Origin of the sequence: Nonomuraea sp. NPDC052265, from assembly GCF_044547985.1 — a bacterium.
GTDB lineage: Bacteria > Actinomycetota > Actinomycetes > Streptosporangiales > Streptosporangiaceae > Nonomuraea.
In genome coordinates this window covers 79,604-98,353 of the sequence record NZ_JBIUBJ010000010.1, presented here as the reverse complement: position 1 = coordinate 98,353, position 18,750 = coordinate 79,604, and the positions used below count along the sequence as shown (strand labels likewise).

Below are 18,750 nucleotides of genomic sequence, written 5' to 3'. Positions count from 1 at the left end.
ACGCGCCCGCGGCAGGCGTGTACGGCCACGAACGACCCTGGAGAACCGTGAACAAGCTGCCCGACTTCCCCTGGGACCGGCTCGAACCGTACAAGGAACGTGCCCTGGCGCATCCCGACGGCATCGTCGACCTCTCGGTCGGCACCCCCGTCGACCCGGTGCCCGAGGCCGTCCAGCAGGCCCTGCGCGAGTCGGCGAACAGCCCCGGCTACCCGCTGACCCACGGCACGAAGGCCCTGCGCGAGGCCGCCGCGGGGTGGCTGCGCCGCCGTCACGGCGTCACCGTCGATCAGCAGGACGTGCTCCCGCTGATCGGCTCCAAGGAGTTCGTCGCCTGGCTGCCCACCTACCTCGGCGCCCGGCGGGTGGTCTTCCCCGAGCTGGCCTACCCCACGTACGACGTGGGCGCCCGGCTGGCCGGCGCGACCGCCACCGCCTCCGACAGCACGCTGTCGGTCGGTCCCGAGCACGTCGACCTGCTGTGGATCAACTCGCCGGGCAACCCGACCGGGCGCGTGCTGCCCGCCGAGCACCTGCGCAAGGTGGTCTCCTGGGCCCGCGAGCGCGGCACGGTCGTGGCCTCCGACGAGTGCTACATCGAGCTCGGCTGGGAAGAGCAGCCGGTCTCCATCCTCCATCCCGACGTCTGCGGGGGCTCCCACGAGGGGCTGCTCGCCGTCCATTCGCTCTCCAAGCGCTCCAACCTGGCCGGTTACCGGGCCGGGTTCGTGACGGGCGACCCCGTCCTGGTCAAACGGCTGCTGGAGACCCGCAAGCACGCCGGCATGCTCATGCCGAAGCCGGTCCAGGACGCGATGACGGTCGCGCTCGGCGACGACGCGCACGCCGAACACCAGCGCGAGCTGTACTCAGCGCGACGCGCCGTCCTGCGTCCCGCGCTGGAGCGGGCGGGGTGGACGATCGACCATTCGACCGCCGGTCTGTACCTATGGGCGTCGAATGGACAGAACGCGTGGGATCAAGTGAGTAAGCTCTCCGAAATCGGGATTTTGGTCGCGCCGGGAGACTTCTACGGATCGGCTGGTGGACGGCACATCCGCGTCGCGGTCACCGCGACCGACGAACGCGTCAGTGCGGCCGTCCGCCGCCTCCAGTAGGATCGCCCGTCGTAGCGCACGGACAAATTGATAAAGGCGTCTGCCGAGACAGACCGCGAGTGGAGCGAGCTATTCGATGAGCATGACCTCCATGGTCGTACTCGGGCTGAGCATCGCCACCGTCCTGTTGCTGCTGGGGGCGTTCCTGGCCACCATGCGGCAGGACAGGAGGGGCCGGGCGGGCGCGCCGCCGCAGGTCGAGGTCGTTCCGGTCGAGACCCCGCTGCCGGCGCCGGTCGAGGCCCCCGGGCATGCCGGCACCGACTACGCCGACCCTCGCACCATCCAGGTGGCCGACCGGATCGAGGTGCACGGCACCCCCTACCGCGTGCTCGGCGCGATGCACGTCTCCTGGCAGGGCCACCAGTGGATCGAGTACCTGCTGCGCGACGTCGCCCGCCGCCGCCTGTGGCTCTCGGTCGAGGTGCGCGAGGGCAAGGTCGCGGGCGAGGCGTCCCACCTTGAGGTGCTCCTGTGGACCGAGGTGCCCACGCAGGGCATGGTCCCGGCGAAGAGCATGCTGATCATGGAGGGCGTCGAGTTCTTCCCGGTCCAGCGCGGCACCGCGGCCTTCAGGAGCGAGGGCGAGACCGGCAACCCCGAACGCGGCCTGCTCGACTTCGCCGACTACCACGCCTCCGACGGCCGCCTGCTGTCCTTCGAGCGCATCCAGGGCCACCCCTGGAGCGCCAGCTACGCCCAGCCCCTGCCGCCGGGCTCGATCACCATCGTCACCCGCGCCACCTGACGTCCGCGCGGCGGGAGGTGCGGCGGGAGGTGCGGCGGGAGGTCACGACAGCTCGACCTCCCCGTCGCCGGCCTGGCCGCCCTTCTTCCAGCCGTCCGCGTCGACGTCGTTGACCCAGGTCGCGCCGCTGTAGCCGACGCGCCGCAACTGGTACTTCTCCGCGTACGCCACCGACCAGGACGCCACCAGCCAGCCCCGCTTCTTCGTCGTGATCGCCGTGTCGCCGAGCGCCCTGGCGAGCTGCTTGCGCGCCTCGGCGGTCCTGGCCTGCGGCGCGGGCGTCTGCTTGGCCGGCGGGTACCAGCAGTGGACGGCCTTGGGCACCCGGCCGGTGAAGGCGGCGGCCAGGATCTTGGCGTCCTGCTCGTGCTGCGCGTACGCGTAGCCGCCCGCCGACCGCTGCACCTCCTGGGCCGCCTCGGCCAGTGGCAGCTTGCGGTAGTTCTTGACCTTGACCAGGGCGGCGAAGAACTTGTTGCTGGCGTAGACCGGGTCCATGAGCTGCTTCTTGCGCCCCCAGCCCTGCGACTCGCGCTGCTGGAACACGCCCACCGAGTCGCGGTCGCCCCAGTTGAGGTTGCGCAGCTTCGACTCCTGCAACGCGGTGCCGTACGCGATCACCACGGCCCGCTCGGGCAGGCGGCGGCGGGCCGCGACGGCGGCGATGGTGGCGGAGACCTGCGCCTGCTCCGGATCGAGGGACAGGGTGCCCTCGGGGGTGCGCACCATGCAGTAGGCCTCCGGCAGCACCAGCGGCGTCGCCCGCCTGAGCAGGAGGTAGAGCCCCACGGAGACGCCGACGGCGAGGACCACGACGATGATCGCGATGGTCAGGACTCCACGGGAGAAGCGCAGGCGCACCCTGAAGAACCTACCTGGCCGGATAAGCTCCGTGGCCATGAGTCACGTGATGTCCCCGGTGGTGGACGAGCTGTGGGAACGACGCGCGGAGCTGTCCCCGGCCGACGTGGAGGCACGCATCCAGGTGGTCGGCGCCGTCGACCTGCTGGACAGGGGCGAGGCGAGGGTCGCGCGCCTGGTCGGCGGCGAGGTCGTGGTGGACGAGCGGGCCAAGCGCGCCATCCTGCTCAGCTTCCGGCTGCTGGGCATGGCACGTTCCCAGGTGGGCGACTTCCAGCACCACGACAGGGTGCCGCTCAAGACGTCCTTCGAGGGCGTGCGGGTGGTGCCGGGCGCCATCGCGCGCTGGGGCTCGTACCTGGCGCCGGGGGTGGTGCTGATGCCGTCGTTCACGAACATCGGCGCGTACGTGGACTCGGGGACCATGGTCGACACGTGGGCCACGGTGGGCTCATGCGCCCAGATCGGGAAGAACGTGCACCTGTCGGGCGGAGTGGGCATCGGCGGCGTCCTGGAGCCGCCCGGCGCGGTGCCGGTCGTCGTGGAGGACGACGCGTTCATCGGCAGCCGTTCGATGATCGTCGAAGGCGCGCGGGTGGGCCGCGGCGCGGTGATCGGGGCGGGCACGATCCTGTCCGGCACGATCCCCGTGATCGACGTCCGGACGGGTGAGGAGCTGGCCCGGGGCCGGGTGCCCGACTGGTGCGTGGCGGTCGGCGGCACGCGGCAGAAGGAGTTCCCCGGCGGCACGTTCGGGCTGCCGTGCGTACTGGTGATCAAGCGTCTGGAGCCGGAGCAGCGGCACGACAAGGCGGCACTCAACGAGGTGCTGCGCGAACATGGGGTGAACGCCTGATGCTGGACCTGACACAGGACGTACGCGCGCTGACCGCCGCGATCGTGGACATCGAGTCGGTGAGCGGCGGCGAGAAGGCCCTGGCCGACGAGGTCGAGCGGGCGCTGACCGCGCTGCCGCACCTGAAGGTCGACCGCTCCGGCGATACCGTCGTCGCCCGCACCCACCTGGGCCGGGCCGAGCGGGTGCTGATCGCGGGCCACCTCGACACGGTCCCGGTCGCGGCCAACCTGCCCAGCCGGGTGGAGGGCGACCTGCTCTACGGCTGCGGCACCTCCGACATGAAGGCGGGCGTGGCGGTCGCGCTGAAGCTGGCGGCCACCGTCCCGGCCCCCAACCGCGACGTGACGTACGTCTTCTACGACTGCGAGGAGGTCGAGGCCGAGCGCAACGGCCTGACCAGGGTCGCCAGGGACCACCCCGAGTGGCTGGCGGCCGACTTCGCGGTGCTGATGGAGCCGACCGACGGCGTGATCGAGGGCGGCTGCCAGGGCACCCTGCGCGCCGACGTCACCGTGGCCGGCAAACGCGCCCACAGCGCGAGGTCGTGGTTCGGCGTCAACGCCGTCCACGGCATCGAGCCGGTGCTGGCCAGGCTCAACGCCTACGAGGCGCGGCTGCCGGTGGTCGACGGGCTGGAGTACCACGAGGGGCTCAACGCGGTCGCGGTGCGCGGCGGCGTGGCCGGGAACGTCATCCCCGACGAGTGCGTGGTCACCGTCAACTACCGCTTCGCCCCCGACCTGACGGTCGAGCAGGCCGAGCAGCACGTGCGCGAGGTGTTCGAGGGCTACCGGGTGAGCTTCCTCGACGCCGCGCCCGGGGCCAGGCCGGGCCTGACGCATCCCGTGGCCGCCGCCTTCGCCGCCGCCGTCGGCGGCACCCCGCGCGCCAAACTGGGCTGGACGGACGTCTCCCGCTTCTCCGCCCTCGGCGTCCCGGCCGTGAACTACGGCCCCGGCGACCCCAACCTGGCGCACCAGCAGGGCGAGTACGTGTCGCTGCCGAAGATCGTCGAGAGCGAGCGGGCCCTGCTGAACTGGCTGACAAAATGAAAGTGGCTTTCCTCGCCGGCCATTTGGCGGGGAAAGCCACTTTCAGTCCCGAGCAGCACCCTCGGCAGTTAGACGCAGGGGGGTCGAAATTCGGTTCCCTGGTTTTCCCAAGATTTTTTCGGAGCCTTCATCTGGCCTTCGACCTGGGCGTTCATCCTCGAAGAGCGCTCTTCGGAGGGCGCGGCCGAAGGCGAGAACGGCGCCGCGGGCCGGTACGGAGAGGACTAGCGTGACCACCATGGAACACAAGCAACGTGCCGAACGCCGTCAGGGGCAGGCGGTCGTGCGGGGGAGTCTCGTCCCCAGCTCCACCCACGACCAGCGGCTGCTCGACCGGCAGGGGCCGTCCGACTGGGTGCACATGGACCCGTGGCGGGTGCTGCGCATCCAGGCCGAGTTCGTGGAGGGGTTCGGCCAGCTCGCCGAGCTGCCCGCGGCGATCACGGTCTTCGGCTCGGCCCGCACCCCCGAGGCCACCCCCGAATACCAGATGGGTCGGCGGCTCGGCCGGGCGCTGGCCGAGTCCGGCTACGCGGTGATCACGGGCGGCGGTCCGGGCGTCATGGAGGCGGCCAACCGGGGCGCCTCCGAGGTCGAGGGCGCGGTGTCGGTCGGGCTCGGCATCGAGCTGCCGTTCGAGCAGCGCATGAACGACTACGTCGACCTCGGCATCGAGTTCCGCTACTTCTTCGTGCGCAAGACGATGTTCGTCAAGTACTCGCGCGGCTTCATCGCGCTGCCCGGCGGCTTCGGCACCCTCGACGAGCTCTTCGAGGCGCTGACGCTGGTCCAGACGCACAAGGTCACCTCGTTCCCGGTCGTGCTGATGGGCTCGGAGTTCTGGGGCGGCCTGCTCGACTGGATCAAGAACACCCTGCTCGGCACCGGCAAGATCGCCGCCCAGGACCTCGACCTGATCTCCGTCACCGACGACCCCGACGAGGCCGTGCGGATCATCGCCGACTCCGACAGGGCCCGCTCCCACCAGCGGGAGGAGGAGCTGGAGGCCGCCGCCGCCCAGACCGCGGAGCCCCAATAGGCTGTCGCCCCGTGAACATCTGCGTCTTCTGCGCCTCCAGCCTCCGCATCGACAGGAAGTACGTCGACCTGGCCGCGGAGGTGGGGGCCGAGCTCGCCAGGCGTGGCCACACACTGGTGAGCGGCGGCGCCACGGTCTCCTGCATGGGCGCGGTCACCTCCGCCGCCCGCGCCGCCGGCGGGTTCACGGTCGGCGTGATCCCGCAGGTGCTGGTGGACATCGAGGTGGCCGACACCGGATCCGACGAGCTGATCGTCACCGCCGGGATGCGCGAGCGCAAGGCCGTCATGGACGCCCGCTCCGACGCCTTCCTCGTGCTGCCCGGCGGCATCGGCACCCTGGAGGAGCTGTTCGAGATCTGGACGGCGCGGGTGCTCGGCATCCACGACCGCCCCCTGGTGATCCTCGACCCCTGGGGCCTGTACGAGCCGCTGCGGCAGCTCGTCTCCGGCATGCACGCCGAGGGCTTCACCCGGGCCGACGTCTTCGACGCGATCTCCTGGACCACCACGGTCGAGGAGGCGTTCGCGCACCTCGAAGCACGTCCCCAGCCGGTCCGTCCGAGCATCGCCGAGCTGGGCGAGGCCACCGGCTGACCAGCGTGCCCCGATTACCCACACTTGTGGTGGATCGCTGAACGTGCTCCACCATATGAGTACGATGCCAATGTGCTGGTCATACTCGCCATCGCCGCGATCGCCATCCTGGCCTGCGTGGTCCTGGTCTCCCTCGGCAGAGGCGGGGAGCTGACCGAGTTCCCGCCGGACGTCCCGCCGCTCGACCTGCCCGAGGCCGGACAGCTCACGGCGGTCGACTTCATGGCGCTGCAACTGCCGGTCAACCTGGTCGGCTACCACACGCAGAGCGTCGACGAGACCCTGCGCCGGGCCGCCCAGGCCATCAGCGCCCGCGACACCAGGATCGCCGTGCTGGAACAGCGGGTGTCGGAGCTGCTGTCCAGCAGGCTGCACGCGCGCCAGGAGATCTACGCCGCGCCGGGGGCCGGCCTGCGCACCGACCACGAGCCCGAGGCGCCGACCATGCCCAGGGAGCTGCCGGAGTCCGGCGACCCGGTCACGTCGAGCGGCGCGACGGTGGAGTGGGAGGGCGAGCCGGAGCTGCGCGACCCGTCCGAGGAGCCGGAGTGGCGGGTCCCGGAGCAGGACGAGCCGGAGAAGGACGAGCCCGAACAGGACGACGACGAGCCCGTGCGCGCGACCCTGGACAAGGACAAGGACAAGGACAAGGACAAGGACAAGGTCGAGGACGAGCGCCGGTGACCGAACTCATCCGCTGCACCTGGCCGGGCATGGCCGACCCGCTGTACATCACCTACCACGACGAGGAGTGGGGCCGCCCGGTCAAGGGCGACGACGAGGTCTTCGAACGCGTGGCGCTGGAGGCGTTCCAGTCGGGCCTGTCGTGGCTGACGATCCTGCGCAAACGGGAGAACTTCCGCGCCGCCTTCGACGGCTTCTCGACCGTGAAGGTGGCCGCCTACACCGAGCGCGACGTCGAACGGCTGCTCGGCGACCCCGGCATCGTCCGCAACCGGGCCAAGATCGAGGCCGTCATCGGCAACGCCAGGGCCGCGCTCGACCTGCCCGAGGGCCTGTCGGAGCTGGTGTGGCGCTTCGCCGACCCCGGCTCCCCGATGCCGCGGACGATGGCCGACGTGCCCGCGATCACCCCAGGCTCCAAGGCCCTGGCCAAGGAGCTGCGCAGGCACGGGTTCAAGTTCGTCGGCCCGACCACCGCGTACGCGCTGATGCAGGCGATCGGGTTGGTCAACGACCACATCGAGGGCTGCCTGGCCCGCTGAGCACCACCAGATCGTCCCGCGACGCCGTGACACGGGCCCGATGGCCCGCCGCCTGCCCGGGCGCTTCTCGGCCAGGCTCAGCGGCCCCTGAACACCGGCCGCTCCTTGGCCAGGAAGGCCCGGGTGGCGTCCTGGTGGTCCTCGGTGGCCACGCACGCGTCCTGGAGGTCGGCCTCCAGCGCCAGGGAGTCGGCCAGCGAGTGCGTGGCGGAGTGGGCCAGCGCGCGCTTGGTGGCGGCGTAGGCCGCGGTCGGCCCGGCGGCCAGGCGTACGGCCAGCTCGTGGGCGGTCTTCGGCAGGTCGTCGGCGGGGACCACGCGCGTGACCAGGCCCAGGTCGAGCGCGGCGGCCGCGTCGAGCGGCTCGCCGAGCAGCAGCAGCTCGGCCGCGCGGCCCCGGCCGACCAGGCGCTGCAACGTCCAGGACGCGCCGGAGTCGGGGGCCAGCCCGATGCCCGCGAACGCCAGCGCGAACTTGGCCTTGTCGGAGGCGATCCGCAGGTCGCAGGCGAAGGCCAGGGCCGCGCCCGCGCCCGCCGCGACGCCGTTGACCGCCGCCACGACCGGCTTGGACATGGTCGCGATCAGCTCGACGATCGGGTTGTAGTGCTCGCGGACGGTGTCGGCCAGGCCGCGGCCGGCCGCCAGGTTGTCGGCGTGCTCGCGCAGGTCCTGGCCGGCGCAGAAGGCCCGGCCGGAGCCGGTGAGCAGCACCGCCCTGACCTCGGGGTCGGCCGCCGCCCTTCCCACCGCCTCCAGCAGCGCGGCCTTGGTCTCGGCCGTGAGGGAGTTCATCGACTCCGGTCGGTCGAGGGTGAGGGTGGCGACGGCGTCGGCCATGTCGTAGCGGATCACATGAGCTCCCTGTCGACGAACGCGGCGGCTGCGGGCAGCAGCCTGGTGGCCTCCTGCTCGAAGAACGTGCGGGCCTTCTCGCCCGGCCAGCCCGCGGGCAACAGCTCGGCCGGCAGCCCGGGGTCCTGGAACAGGAAGTTGCGCCAACCGTGCACGAGTCTGCTCCTGGTGGCGAACACCCGGTCGGGCGGGGCGTCCTCGGGCAGCGTGCTGATCAGCGTGACAGCTTCGGCGTGCCAGTGCTCGTACGCCTCGCCGATGGCCCGCAGATCCCAGGCCCGCGCCACCAGCTCGCGCGGGTCGCCCTCCAGCGCCGCGTCGAACCGGTCGGCGCGTACGCCCTCGCCCTCCAGCAGGTTGTCCAGCTCGACGGAGGAGCGCGGCCCGATCCACGTCGTCTCCGACAGGCAGGCGTAGCCGAGGAAGGTGAGGTCTGCCCTGATCCGTTCCCGGCGCTGCCGCTCCCTGACCGGCTCGAAGACGATCACGTGCCAGCGGCCGTGCCAGGCGAGCGTCCCTGATCGGTAAATTCTCAGCGCTGCCTCGTCCAGGCGCCTGACACACTTCGGCGTGAGGCCGTAGCCGGCTCCGTGTGGCAGCCGCAGAGGGTGCAGCCAGCCCTGCCGGACCATCCGCGAGACCGCCGTGCGAACGGCGGGAGCGGCTATTTCCAGGGGCTTCATGAGCCGTACGAGCGCGGCCACGGTCGCCTGTCCACCGCGCGAGCGCAGGTGGTCTCCGTACAGGTCGAAGAGAGCGGCGCGAGCGTGCACGAAGTCCAGTTTGGACGCCATCGCCTGGCTCGACAACGCATTCTGGGAGGAGATCGTTACCCATGAGGGCTCTCGATGCGGGAGAATAGGACATCACAGAAGACGTGAATGCGCCGACCACCCCCTCGGGCGGTCGGAAATCGCGGGCCGCGGGAGCCCAAGGCAGGAAGGGATGCACGCATGGCGGCGATGAAGCCGCGGACCGGCGATGGTCCGCTCGAGGTCACCAAGGAAGGGCGCGGCATAGTCATGCGGGTCCCTCTCGAAGGTGGCGGCCGGCTCGTCGTGGAGATCTCCGCCGACGAGGCGAAGGCGCTCGGCGAGGCGTTGAAGAACGTCGTCGGCTGAGAGCTCCCGAGACAACCTGATCCTCCGACCCTGGCGTAAGTCCGGCGCCAGGGTCGCCGACGTTTGGAGGGCTCCGTGCCCATCGAGACCACCGCCGCCGCGGTCGCCGAGGTCCCCGCGGGTGCCGAGCTGCTGGCCGTGCCCTACGCCTCCGACCTGCGTCCCTCGGTCGAGCCGCACGTCGAGCTGCACCTGCCGGTCGCCGACCTGCTGGCCCACTACGAGGCCAAGGGGGAGGCGGGCGAGATCGTCGAGGTCCCGGTGGCACGGGCGGGCGGGGTCGGGCGCGTGCTCCTCTACGGCGTGGGCGACGGCTCGCCGCGGGCCCTGCGCCGCGCTGGCGCCGCGCTGGCGCGCAAGGTCAAGGGCCGCGACACGCTGACCGTGGTGCCGCCCGAGGGCGACGTCGCGGCGTTCGCCGAGGCCGCGCTGCTGGCCGGATACACCTTCAAGATCGGCAAAGAGGGCAGGAAGGGCGTGCGGGCGATCCGCTTCGCCGGCGCCGACGAAGAGCAGATACGGCGGGCCGAAATCGTGGCGGAGGCCGTCGCGCTGGCCCGCGACCTGGCCAACATGCCCTCCTCGGTCAAGCATCCCGCCTGGCTCGCCGAGCGCGCCGCCGAGCAGGGCCTGCCGGTGCGGGTGTGGGACGAGGAGCAGCTCCAGGCCGAGGGGTTCGGCGGCATCCTGGCCGTCGGGCGCGGCTCGGTCCGGCCACCCCGGCTCATCCAGCTCTCCTACACCCCCGAGCAGCCGGCCGAGCGGCACGTCGTGCTGGTGGGCAAGGGCATCACGTTCGACTCGGGCGGCCTGTCGCTCAAGCCGACCGAGAACATGAAGACCCAGAAGACCGACATGGCGGGCGGCGCGGTGGTGATCGCCGTGCTCGCCGCGCTGGCCAGGCTGGGCGCCCCCGTACGCGTGACGGGCCTGATCGCCGCCGCCGAGAACATGCCGTCCGGCACCGCACAGCGTCCCAGCGACGTCATCAGGCACTACGGCGGTCGCACGGTCGAGGTGCTGAACACCGACGCCGAGGGCCGGCTCGTGCTGGCCGACGCCCTGGCCTACGCCGACGCCGAGCTCGACCCCGACGCGGTCGTGGACATCGCCACCCTCACCGGGGCCATCTCCGTGGCCCTCGGCCGGAACGTCGGCGCCGTCTACGCCTCCGACGAAGACCTGGCCGCCCAGCTCGTGGCGGCCGGGCAGGCCAGCGACGACCGGCTCTGGCGCATGCCGCTGATCGACGACTACGCCCCGGCCCTGGAGTCCTCGATCGCCGATCTGGCCAACGTCGAGAGCGGGTCCCGCTACGGCGCGGGTTCGATCACGGCGGCGCTGTTCCTGCGGGAGTTCGCGGGCAAGCGTCCGTGGGCGCACCTCGACATCGCCGGGGTCGGCCGCAGCACGGTCGACGAGGGCATCCTGACCAAGGGCGCGACCGGGTTCGGCGTGCGCGTGCTGCTGGAGTGGCTGACCCGGGGCTACTGAGCGATCTTGACGGCGGCCAGCAGGCCGTCGCCCAGGGGCATGAGCACCGAGCGCAGCCGGTCGTCGCCCTGCACCAGCTTGCCGAGCTCGCGCAGCGAAACCGTGTCGGGGTCGCGCTGCGTGGGGTCCGCCACCCGGTCGTGCCACAGCGCGTTGTCGAAGGCCACCACGCCGCCCACGCGCAGCAGGCGGACCGCCTCGGCCAGGTAGTCGACGTACTCCTGCTTGGCGCCGTCGGCGAAGACCATGTCGTAGCCGCCGTCGGACAGCCGGGGCAGCACGTCGAGCGCCCGGCCGGAGATCAGCCGCACCCGCCCGCCGGAGAAGCCCGCCTCCGCGAACGCCTGCCGGGCCAGCCGCTGGTGCTCGGGCTCGACGTCGACGCTGGTCAGCGTGCCGTCGCCGCGCATGCCGCGCAGCAGCCACAACCCTGACACGCCGCAGCCGGTGCCGATCTCGACGACGGACTTGGCGTTGAGGACGGTGGCGAGGAAGCAGAGCGCGGCCCCGCCCCCGGGAAGGATGGGCACCGCACCCATCTCCAGCCCGCGCTGACGCGCCGCGTGCAGGATCTCATCCTCGTGATGGAACTGCTCCGCATAGGCCAGAGTGGCCTCCACCGGACTGGTCATCGGCCTCCTCCCCCCACTTTCGTGCGATTGGTCACCGATCGCAGCCTAGGGGAGTCACGCCGGGACGGGAACTCAGGAGGGGCCGAAGGCGTTGCAGGTTTGAACGGGCTTTGCCGGTCCGGAAGGCAGGCAGTGCGCACGAAGGGACGAAACCAGGCACTATGACGGTAGCGGTGGTCCCAGAGAGAGGAGTGCTGGTGGACGAAAGCGACCACCAGGCGGATACTCCCGTGTCGTCTGATTGGACGCCTCCCACATGGGAGGAAGTGGTGCGGACTCACTCCGCACGCGTGTACCGGCTGGCGTACCGGCTTACCGGCAATGTCCACGATGCCGAGGACCTCACGCAGGAGGTCTTCGTCAGGGTCTTCAGGTCGCTGTCGAGCTACACCCCCGGCACGTTCGAGGGCTGGCTGCACCGGATCACGACGAACCTGTTCCTCGACATGGCCCGGCGCAAGCAGCGCATCCGGTTCGAGGGGCTGGCCGACGACGCCGCCGAGCGGTTGCGCGGCCGTGAGCCGTCGCCGGCGCAGGCGTTCGACGACGCCCACCTGGAGCCCGATATCCAAGCCGCCCTCGACGCGCTCGCCCCCGAGTTCCGGGCCGCGATCGTGCTGTGTGACATCGAGGGCCTGTCTTACGAGGAGATCGCGGCCACGCTCGGCGTCAAGCTGGGTACGGTCCGAAGCCGTATTCACCGTGGCCGGGCGCAGTTGCGGGAGGCGCTCGACCATCGAGCCCCCCGTACTACTCAACTCCCCCCGACCGTGATCAGTGGGGAGGAAGTCTGATATGGCTCATCTTGGAGAACGCGTTTCAGCGCTCGTAGACGGAGAGCTGAACCACACCGAGCGCGATCGCGCGCTCGCCCACCTGACCTTCTGTGCTGACTGCCGGCGGGAGGTCGAGTCGATGCGGGCGCTGAAGTCGCGCCTGCGGTCGCTCGACGGCCCGGCGATGCCGGCCGATCTGACCATGTCGCTGCTGCGCATGTCGGAGCCGGGCGGGCCGCTGCCGCCGAGGGAGCGCCCTTTCCCTACCCGTACGTTCGGGGGGGTGCCCATTCCTGGGCCCCACAGCATCGCGCCCCTGGACAACCGCCCGCGCAGGGACGCCACCGGTGGGGCCTCGGGCCCTGGTCGGGGCGGTAGGCGGCGCGGCGCGTACGTCGCGGTGGGCGTGGTGTCCGCCGCCGTGGCGCTCGGCACCTTCTTCGCCGTCTCGGGCGCGGGGAGCCACACCCCGTCGCCGCCCGTCGAGCTCTGGCGGGTCCAGCAGTCGCCGGCCACCAGCGCGCCGCCGACCGCCACGCCCTGAACCGGGGGCTCGCCTGGGATACTCGGGTGGCGTAGTCGACGATGCGTGGGGCATACGATCTGGGTTCGGGATTTGTCGCAAACAAAGCCTTTTATGACCCTCGTATGCCGCAAGAGCGAAGATTGCGGTGGCCGAGCAAGGAGTGGTGAGACGTAGATGACCGACGAGACGCGCCCGGGCGAAGGACGCACGACGTCGGACTTTCCCGAGCCACAGGGGCGGCCGGAGTTCCTGCCCGCCGACGAGCCGGGCGAGCAGGCCGGGCAGGCCGAACTGCGGCCCGACCCGCCCGCCTCGTTCGGCACGTCCTGGGGCGACCCGTCAGGCCGTTCCGAGAGCTCGGGCGTGTCGCCGTACGACTCTTCGGGCCGTTCGGAGGGTTCGGGCGTGTCGCCGTACGAGCCGCCGGGCCGTTCGGAGGGGGCGCCGCCCTATGAGGGGGGCGCGCGGGCGTACGAGGGCCCGTCCTTCGAGAGCCCTGGCGGGCCGCGGGGGTTCGAGAGCCCCGGCGGCACCCGGGTCTACGAGACCCCGTCCTTCGGGCCGGCCGAGACCGGCCCGCGGCCGATGCAACCGCCGCCCTTCATGGGCGCGTACGGCGGGCACCAGCCGCCGCCACCACACCAGGCCCTGGGCATGGGCCCCGGGTGGGCGCCGCCGCCTCCGGCGGGCCCCGGCGCGGGCGCGCTGCCCAGGCGCGGACTCAACGCCGGCGCGCTGATCGCGATCGCCGTGGCCATCGCCCTGGTGGCCTCCGTGCTCGGCAGCCTCGGCACGTACCTGCTGACCAGGTCGGGCAGCAGCGGCACCGACCCCTCCTACAGCCTCGGCCCCGCCCCGACGGGGGCGACCAACAGGGCGCCCGACTCGGTGGCCGGCGTGGCCGCGCGGGTGCTGCCCAGCGTCGTCTCGCTGGAGGTCGGCAACGGCGCCAACACCGAGGGCGCCTCCGGCTCCGGATTCCTGATCAAGAACGGCTACGTGGTGACCAACAACCACGTGGTCGCCCTGGCCGCCAAGGGCGGCGAGATCAAGATCATGTTCAACAACCGCAAGACCACCGCGGGCCGCATCGTCGGCCGCGACCCGGGCTCCGACCTGGCCGTGGTCAAGCCCGAGGAGACCTTCGGCACGCCGGAGATCACCCTCGGCAACTCCGACCAGGTCGTGGTGGGCGACCCGGTGATCGCCATCGGCTCGCCGCTCGGCCTCAGCGGCACGGTCACCACGGGCATCGTCAGCTCGCTCAACCGTCCGGTCATCGCCGGCGACGAGACGGGCGCCGCCACCGAGGAGCCCGCCTACATCAGCGCCATCCAGACCGACGCCGCCATCAACCCCGGCAACTCCGGCGGCCCGCTGGTGAACGGCCGGGGCGAGGTGGTCGGGGTGAACTCGGCCATCGCCACCCTCAGCCGTTCGGTGAACAGCCAGAGCGGCAGCATCGGCCTGGGCTTCGCGATCCCGGTGAACCAGACGCGGCGCGTGGCCGAGGAACTGATCACCACGGGCAAGGCCAAGCGTCCGAAGATCGGCATCATGCTGGACAAGGACTACAAGGGCCAGGGCGTGCGCATCGCCTCCGAGCCCGCCGAGGGCCGCCAGCCGGTCGACGCCGACGGCCCCGCCGACAAGGCCGGGCTGAAGGCGGGCGACGTCATCCTCGAGGTCGACGGGCTGGCGCTGCAGGACGGCAACGAGCTGATCGCCCTGATCCGCAGCAAGGCGCCGGGCGCCAAGATCACCATCAAGTACCAGCGCGCCGGCCAGGAGCGCACCGCCACCCTCACCGTCGCCGGCGACGACCAGCCGGCCCCCACACCGTCCTGAGTGATATGACCCAGGGGGGACGGTCCGGCCACGGGCCGGAGCCCTTAGTCTGTGGAGAGGATTGTGGACTGCGGGTAGGAGCGTACGGTGTTCGGACTCGGGTGGATGGAGGTCGGAGCGCTGATCGTCATCGCGCTCCTGGTCTTCGGTCCTGACAAGTTGCCGCAGGCCGCCTCGCAGGCGGGCAAGACGCTGCGCAACCTTCGGCGCATGGCCAACAACGCGCGCGACGACCTGAGGGCGGGCCTCGGGCCGGAGTTCCAGAACTTCGATCCCGCCGACCTCAACCCGAAGAACTTCGTGCGCAAGCACCTCCTCGACGACCTTGAGGACGACTGGAACGGCCGGCCCAAAGACCTGGAGCCGGTCGGCGTGGCGTCCTACGACACGTCTGAGCCGCCGTCGGAGCTCGGCGTCGGAGAGTTGCCTCCCTACGACTCCGAGGCCACCTGACACACCCTGCAGACGCGAAACGGGCCCGCTCAGCTTTGCCTGAGCGGGCCCGTTCGGCGTTCGAGGGTCAGGAGCGGTTGGGCGAGAGGCCGAGCTGCAGGCCCTTGATGCTGGAGGAGCGCTTGCTCAGACCGGCGGCGATCTTCCGCAGCTCCGCGGCGGCGGGCGAGTCGGGGTCGGTCAGGACCAGCGGTTTGCCCTCGTCGCCGCCCTCGCGCAGGCGCAGGTCGATCGGCACCTGGCCGAGCAGCGGGACGCGGGCGCCCAGCGTACGGGTCAGGGCGTCGGCGACGGTCTGGCCGCCGCCCTCGCCGAACACGGCCACCCGCTCGTCGCAGTGGGGGCAGGGGAGCCAGGACATGTTCTCGATGACGCCGGCGATCTGCTGGTGGGTCTGGGCGGCGATCGAGCCGGCCCGCTCGGCCACCTCGGCGGCGGCCTGCTGCGGGGTGGTCACGACCAGGATCTCCGCCGACGGGAGCCGCTGCGCCACCGAGATGGCGATGTCGCCGGTGCCCGGCGGCAGGTCGAGCAGCAGGACGTCGAGGTCGCCCCAGTAGACGTCGGCCAGGAACTGGTGGAGCGCCCGGTCGAGCATCGGCCCGCGCCACACGACCGGCGTGTTGCCCTCGGGCTTGAACATGCCGACCGAGATGACCTTGATGTCATGCGCGGACGGCGGCATGATCATGTCCTCGACCTTGGTGGGACGCTCGGAGGCGCCCAGCATGCGAGGGATGCTGTGACCGTAGATGTCGGCGTCGACGATGCCGACCTTGAGGCCGCTGGAGGCCATCGCCACGGCCAGGTTGACCGTGACCGACGACTTGCCCACGCCGCCCTTGCCGCTCGCGACGGCGAAGACGCGGGTCAGCGAGCCGGGCTGGTTGAAGGGGATCTCCTTCTCCGGCCCCCGGTCGCCCCTCAGCTTGGTCTGGAGGGTCTTGCGCTGCTCGGTGCTCATGACGTCGAGCTCGATCTGGACGTCCGTCACGCCGCCGACCTTGCCGACCGCCGTCTTCACGTCGCGGGTGATGGTGTCCTTCATCGGACAGCCCGACACGGTGAGGTAGACGCCCACCCGGACCGCGCCGTCGGGGGCGATCTCGATGTTCTTGACCATGTCGAGGTCCGTGATCGGACGACGGATCTCGGGGTCGATGACGGTGGCGAGGGCGGCCGTCACCTGTTCCTGGGTTGGTGCCATCGAAGTCTCGGCACGAGGGAGTGCCGTCCCTCCTTAGTCGGTCTATGTGTGACAGGCGCTGAAAGCCAGTGGAAAATGCCCCTCCATGGTATGAACCCGGGGAGCCGCTGAGTTAATCCGCGCTGTTGGGTGACTGTTAGGTGTCCGTGCAACAACGTCTAAGGTTACTGCGTGACTCTTCTGCGCGACGAGGGGCTCACCGCCGAGGAGCTGGCGGTCTGGCGGATGTTGCAGCGGGCCCAGGTGCGCATCGCCCGCCGCCTGGAGGCCGAGCTGCTCGTCACCCACGACCTGCCGCTGGCGTCGTACGAGGTGCTGGCGCATCTCGCCGAGGCGCCGGGGCGGCGGCTGCGCATGAACGACCTGGCCGACCGCGTGCTGCTCTCGCGCAGCGGGCTGACCCGGCTGATCGACCGGCTGCAGCGGCACGGGCTGGTCGGGCGGGAGGCGTGCTCCGACGACGCCCGCGGGCTGTTCGCGGTGCTGACCGGGCCGGGCGCCGCGCGGCTGGCCGAGGCCACGCCCACCTACCTGCGCGGGGTCAAGAGCCAGTTCCTCGACCTGCTGGGCGCGGGCGACGTCGGCGAGGTGCGGGCGCTGCTGGCCCGGCTCGACGTCACTGGCGCTTGTTGAGCTCCTCCAGCAGCCGGCCGAGCTCGGCGCGCAGGTAGTCGCGGGTGGCGACCTCGTTCAGGGCCAGGCGCAGGCCGGCGATCTCGCGGGTGAGGTACTCGATCTCGGCCTGGTTGCGGTCGGCGGCCTCGCGGTCCTGCTCGTACTGGATGCGGTCGCGGTCGTCCTGGCGGTTCTGGGCGAGCAGGATGAGCGGCGCGGCGTAGCTGGCCTGGAGCGACAACATCAGCGTGAGGAAGATGAACGGGTACGGGTCCCACTTGAGCGACGGAGGGGCGGCGACGTTCCAGATCACCCAGATCGCCACGAACACCGTCATGTAGACGATGAACCGGGCCGTGCCGAGGAAACGGGCGATCTGCTCGGACAGGCGGCCGAACGCCTCGGGGTCGTAGTGCGGGCGCAGCGATCGGCGCAGCGCCCGAGGCTGGTCGAGCCGGTCAGTGGTCATGGTCGTCCCTCTCGCGCCAGTCGTCGGGAAGCAGGTGGTCAAGGACGTCGTCGACGGTCACTGAGCCGACCAGCCTGCCCAGCTCGTCCACGACCGGGGCGGCGACCAGGTTGTAGTTGGCGAGGAAGGCGTGGACCTGGCGCAGGGTGAAGTCGGGCCTGATCGGGTCGATCGAGGGGTCGAGCACGCGGCCGAGCAGCGTCGAGGGCGGCTCGCGCAGCAGCCGCTGGAAGTGCGAGACCCCCAGGTACGTGCCGGTCGGCGTCTCAGTGGGCGGCCTGGTCACGTAGACCTGGGCGGCGACGGCGGGCGGCAGGTCCTGCTGGCGGATGTGGGCCAGTGCCTCGGCCACCGTCGCGTTGGGCGGCAGGATGACCGGCTCGCTGGTCATCACGCCGCCCGCGGTGTCGTCGGCGTAGGTCAGCAGCCGCCGCACGGGGGCCGCCTCGCCGGGCTCCATGAGCGCCAGCAGCCTGGCCGCCTGCTCTTCGGGCAGGTCGTGCAGCAGGTCGGCGGCGTCGTCGGGGCTCATCTCCTCCAGGACGTCGGCGGCCCGCTCGGGTTCGAGGGTGCCGAGGATGCCGATCTGGTCGTCGGGCGGCAGCTCCTCCAGCACGTCGGCCAGGCGGTCGTCGGCGAGCTCGCGGGCGATCTCGATGCGCCGCTTGCTGGGCAGCTCGTGCAGGGCGCTGGCCATGTCGGCGGCGCGCAGCGACTCGAACGCGGCGATCAGGCCGGCCGCGCCCTGGTCCTTCTGCAGGGTGTCGAAGCCGGAAACCTCGCTCCAGCCGACCGTCCTGGGCTCGCGCCGGCGGCCCTTGAAGAGCGCGACCCTGGTGATCTCCCAGCGGGAGGGCAGGGGCTCCTCCATGGCGACGTCGTAGACGGTCATGGGCTCGTCGCCGACGTGCACGGACAGGTCGAGCATCTCGCCGATGACCAGGGTCTCGGTGGCGCGCTGCTCGAACCTGCGCATGTTCAGCCGTCCGGTGAAGACGACCGCGCCCGCCTCGATGCGGCGCACGCGGGTGATCGGGAGGAACACCCGGCGGCGCGGCTGCACCTCGACGACCATCCCGTGCACCTGGGGATTGCCGGTGATGCGCAGGCCCACCACGACGTCACGCACCCGGCCGATCTGATCGCCCGTGGGGTCGAAGACGGGGGTCCCCGCCAGCCGGGCCACGAAGATCTTCACGTGGGCCAGGCTAACAGTGAGACGCCGTTGCGCCCCGGTTGCCTGGCATGTCAGTATC

Annotated in this window: 22 protein-coding genes; 15 read left to right on the top strand and 7 right to left on the bottom strand. The window is 71.3% G+C overall.

Annotation, left to right across the window (positions count from 1 at the left end):
• Positions 1-47: 47 nt before the first annotated feature.
• Together dapC and ACIHAD_RS27645 are read left to right on the top strand one after the other, a co-directional pair.
• On the top strand, positions 48-1,118 hold the full coding sequence (dapC, locus tag ACIHAD_RS27650) for a succinyldiaminopimelate transaminase (RefSeq protein ID WP_397357539.1): 1,071 nt from the start codon (positions 48-50) through the stop codon (positions 1,116-1,118).
• 76 nt (positions 1,119-1,194) lie between these two features.
• Positions 1,195-1,866, top strand: coding sequence for a DUF4178 domain-containing protein (locus tag ACIHAD_RS27645; protein WP_397357538.1), 672 nt, complete (start codon positions 1,195-1,197; stop codon positions 1,864-1,866).
• 42 nt (positions 1,867-1,908) lie between these two features.
• Here ACIHAD_RS27645 and ACIHAD_RS27640 read toward each other — a convergent pair whose 3' ends face one another.
• Positions 1,909-2,766, bottom strand: coding sequence for a hypothetical protein (locus ACIHAD_RS27640; protein ID WP_397357537.1), 858 nt, complete (start codon positions 2,764-2,766; stop codon positions 1,909-1,911).
• On the opposite strand from ACIHAD_RS27640, the gene ACIHAD_RS27635 reads away from it, so the two are divergent.
• The 6 genes from ACIHAD_RS27635 to ACIHAD_RS27610 all read left to right on the top strand — a co-directional run bounded on the left by ACIHAD_RS27635 (position 2,765) and on the right by ACIHAD_RS27610 (position 7,499).
• Positions 2,765-3,583, top strand: coding sequence for a 2,3,4,5-tetrahydropyridine-2,6-dicarboxylate N-succinyltransferase (locus tag ACIHAD_RS27635; protein ID WP_397357536.1), 819 nt, complete (start codon positions 2,765-2,767; stop codon positions 3,581-3,583). The genes ACIHAD_RS27640 and ACIHAD_RS27635 overlap by 2 nt on opposite strands.
• Entirely contained in the window at positions 3,583-4,638 is a 1,056-nt protein-coding gene (gene dapE, locus ACIHAD_RS27630; RefSeq protein WP_397357535.1) for a succinyl-diaminopimelate desuccinylase, read from the top strand. Before ACIHAD_RS27635 ends, dapE begins: the two co-directional genes overlap by 1 nt.
• A 238-nt stretch (positions 4,639-4,876) precedes the next feature.
• Entirely contained in the window at positions 4,877-5,677 is an 801-nt protein-coding gene (locus ACIHAD_RS27625; RefSeq protein ID WP_397357534.1) for a TIGR00730 family Rossman fold protein, read from the top strand.
• Positions 5,678-5,688: 11 nt separating this feature from the next.
• Positions 5,689-6,273, top strand: a complete 585-nt coding sequence (locus ACIHAD_RS27620; protein WP_397357533.1) for a TIGR00730 family Rossman fold protein — start codon at positions 5,689-5,691, stop codon at positions 6,271-6,273.
• A gap of 72 nt (positions 6,274-6,345) precedes the next feature.
• Positions 6,346-6,957 carry a hypothetical protein gene (locus tag ACIHAD_RS27615; protein WP_397357532.1) on the top strand — a complete coding sequence of 204 codons (612 nt, stop codon included), beginning with the start codon at positions 6,346-6,348 and terminating at the stop codon, positions 6,955-6,957.
• Entirely contained in the window at positions 6,954-7,499 is a 546-nt protein-coding gene (locus tag ACIHAD_RS27610; protein ID WP_397357531.1) for a DNA-3-methyladenine glycosylase I, read from the top strand. Before ACIHAD_RS27615 ends, ACIHAD_RS27610 begins: the two co-directional genes overlap by 4 nt.
• 77 nt (positions 7,500-7,576) lie before the next feature.
• Here ACIHAD_RS27610 and ACIHAD_RS27605 read toward each other — a convergent pair whose 3' ends face one another.
• Entirely contained in the window at positions 7,577-8,338 is a 762-nt protein-coding gene (locus tag ACIHAD_RS27605; RefSeq protein WP_397357717.1) for an enoyl-CoA hydratase-related protein, read from the bottom strand.
• An 11-nt stretch (positions 8,339-8,349) separates the two neighbouring features.
• Positions 8,350-9,147 carry a PaaX family transcriptional regulator C-terminal domain-containing protein gene (locus ACIHAD_RS27600; RefSeq protein WP_397357530.1) on the bottom strand — a complete coding sequence of 266 codons (798 nt, stop codon included), beginning with the start codon at positions 9,145-9,147 and terminating at the stop codon, positions 8,350-8,352.
• Between the two features lie 159 nt (positions 9,148-9,306).
• Between ACIHAD_RS27600 and ACIHAD_RS27595 the strand changes: the two genes are divergently transcribed.
• A complete protein-coding gene (locus ACIHAD_RS27595) occupies positions 9,307-9,474 on the top strand; it encodes a DUF3117 domain-containing protein (protein ID WP_020545024.1) in 168 nt (55 codons plus the stop codon).
• Positions 9,475-9,549: 75 nt separating this feature from the next.
• Positions 9,550-10,968 carry a leucyl aminopeptidase gene (locus ACIHAD_RS27590; RefSeq protein ID WP_397357529.1) on the top strand — a complete coding sequence of 473 codons (1,419 nt, stop codon included), beginning with the start codon at positions 9,550-9,552 and terminating at the stop codon, positions 10,966-10,968.
• Here ACIHAD_RS27590 and ACIHAD_RS27585 read toward each other — a convergent pair.
• Positions 10,962-11,600: an O-methyltransferase gene (locus tag ACIHAD_RS27585; protein WP_397357528.1), complete on the bottom strand. Its 639-nt coding sequence runs from the start codon at positions 11,598-11,600 to the stop codon at positions 10,962-10,964. The genes ACIHAD_RS27590 and ACIHAD_RS27585 overlap by 7 nt on opposite strands.
• 161 nt (positions 11,601-11,761) lie before the next feature.
• Here ACIHAD_RS27585 and sigE point away from each other — a divergent pair, with 161 nt between their 5' ends.
• From sigE to ACIHAD_RS27565, 4 genes are all read left to right on the top strand, one after another.
• Entirely contained in the window at positions 11,762-12,394 is a 633-nt protein-coding gene (gene sigE, locus ACIHAD_RS27580) for an RNA polymerase sigma factor SigE (RefSeq protein WP_352325382.1), read from the top strand.
• A gap of 1 nt (position 12,395) precedes the next feature.
• Positions 12,396-12,920 carry an anti-sigma factor family protein gene (locus tag ACIHAD_RS27575; protein ID WP_397357527.1) on the top strand — a complete coding sequence of 175 codons (525 nt, stop codon included), beginning with the start codon at positions 12,396-12,398 and terminating at the stop codon, positions 12,918-12,920.
• A 156-nt stretch (positions 12,921-13,076) separates the two neighbouring features.
• Positions 13,077-14,750: a trypsin-like peptidase domain-containing protein gene (locus ACIHAD_RS27570; protein WP_397357526.1), complete on the top strand. Its 1,674-nt coding sequence runs from the start codon at positions 13,077-13,079 to the stop codon at positions 14,748-14,750.
• Positions 14,751-14,837: 87 nt separating this feature from the next.
• Entirely contained in the window at positions 14,838-15,203 is a 366-nt protein-coding gene (locus ACIHAD_RS27565) for a sec-independent translocase (RefSeq protein ID WP_397357525.1), read from the top strand.
• A 67-nt stretch (positions 15,204-15,270) separates the two neighbouring features.
• Here ACIHAD_RS27565 and ACIHAD_RS27560 read toward each other — a convergent pair whose 3' ends face one another.
• Positions 15,271-16,410 (bottom strand): Mrp/NBP35 family ATP-binding protein, encoded by a 1,140-nt coding sequence (locus ACIHAD_RS27560; RefSeq protein ID WP_397357524.1) that lies wholly within the window; start codon positions 16,408-16,410, stop codon positions 15,271-15,273.
• 171 nt (positions 16,411-16,581) lie between these two features.
• On the opposite strand from ACIHAD_RS27560, the gene ACIHAD_RS27555 reads away from it, so the two are divergent.
• Entirely contained in the window at positions 16,582-17,043 is a 462-nt protein-coding gene (locus ACIHAD_RS27555; protein WP_397357523.1) for a MarR family winged helix-turn-helix transcriptional regulator, read from the top strand.
• On the opposite strand, the gene ACIHAD_RS27550 is transcribed toward ACIHAD_RS27555, so the two are convergent.
• Both ACIHAD_RS27550 and ACIHAD_RS27545 read right to left on the bottom strand, forming a co-directional pair.
• Positions 17,027-17,494 carry a DUF1003 domain-containing protein gene (locus ACIHAD_RS27550; RefSeq protein WP_352319215.1) on the bottom strand — a complete coding sequence of 156 codons (468 nt, stop codon included), beginning with the start codon at positions 17,492-17,494 and terminating at the stop codon, positions 17,027-17,029. The two genes, ACIHAD_RS27555 and ACIHAD_RS27550, sit on opposite strands and share 17 nt — an antisense overlap.
• Positions 17,484-18,692 carry a magnesium transporter MgtE N-terminal domain-containing protein gene (locus ACIHAD_RS27545; protein WP_397357522.1) on the bottom strand — a complete coding sequence of 403 codons (1,209 nt, stop codon included), beginning with the start codon at positions 18,690-18,692 and terminating at the stop codon, positions 17,484-17,486. The genes ACIHAD_RS27550 and ACIHAD_RS27545 overlap by 11 nt, the downstream gene beginning before the upstream one ends.
• Positions 18,693-18,750: the final 58 nt, after the last annotated feature.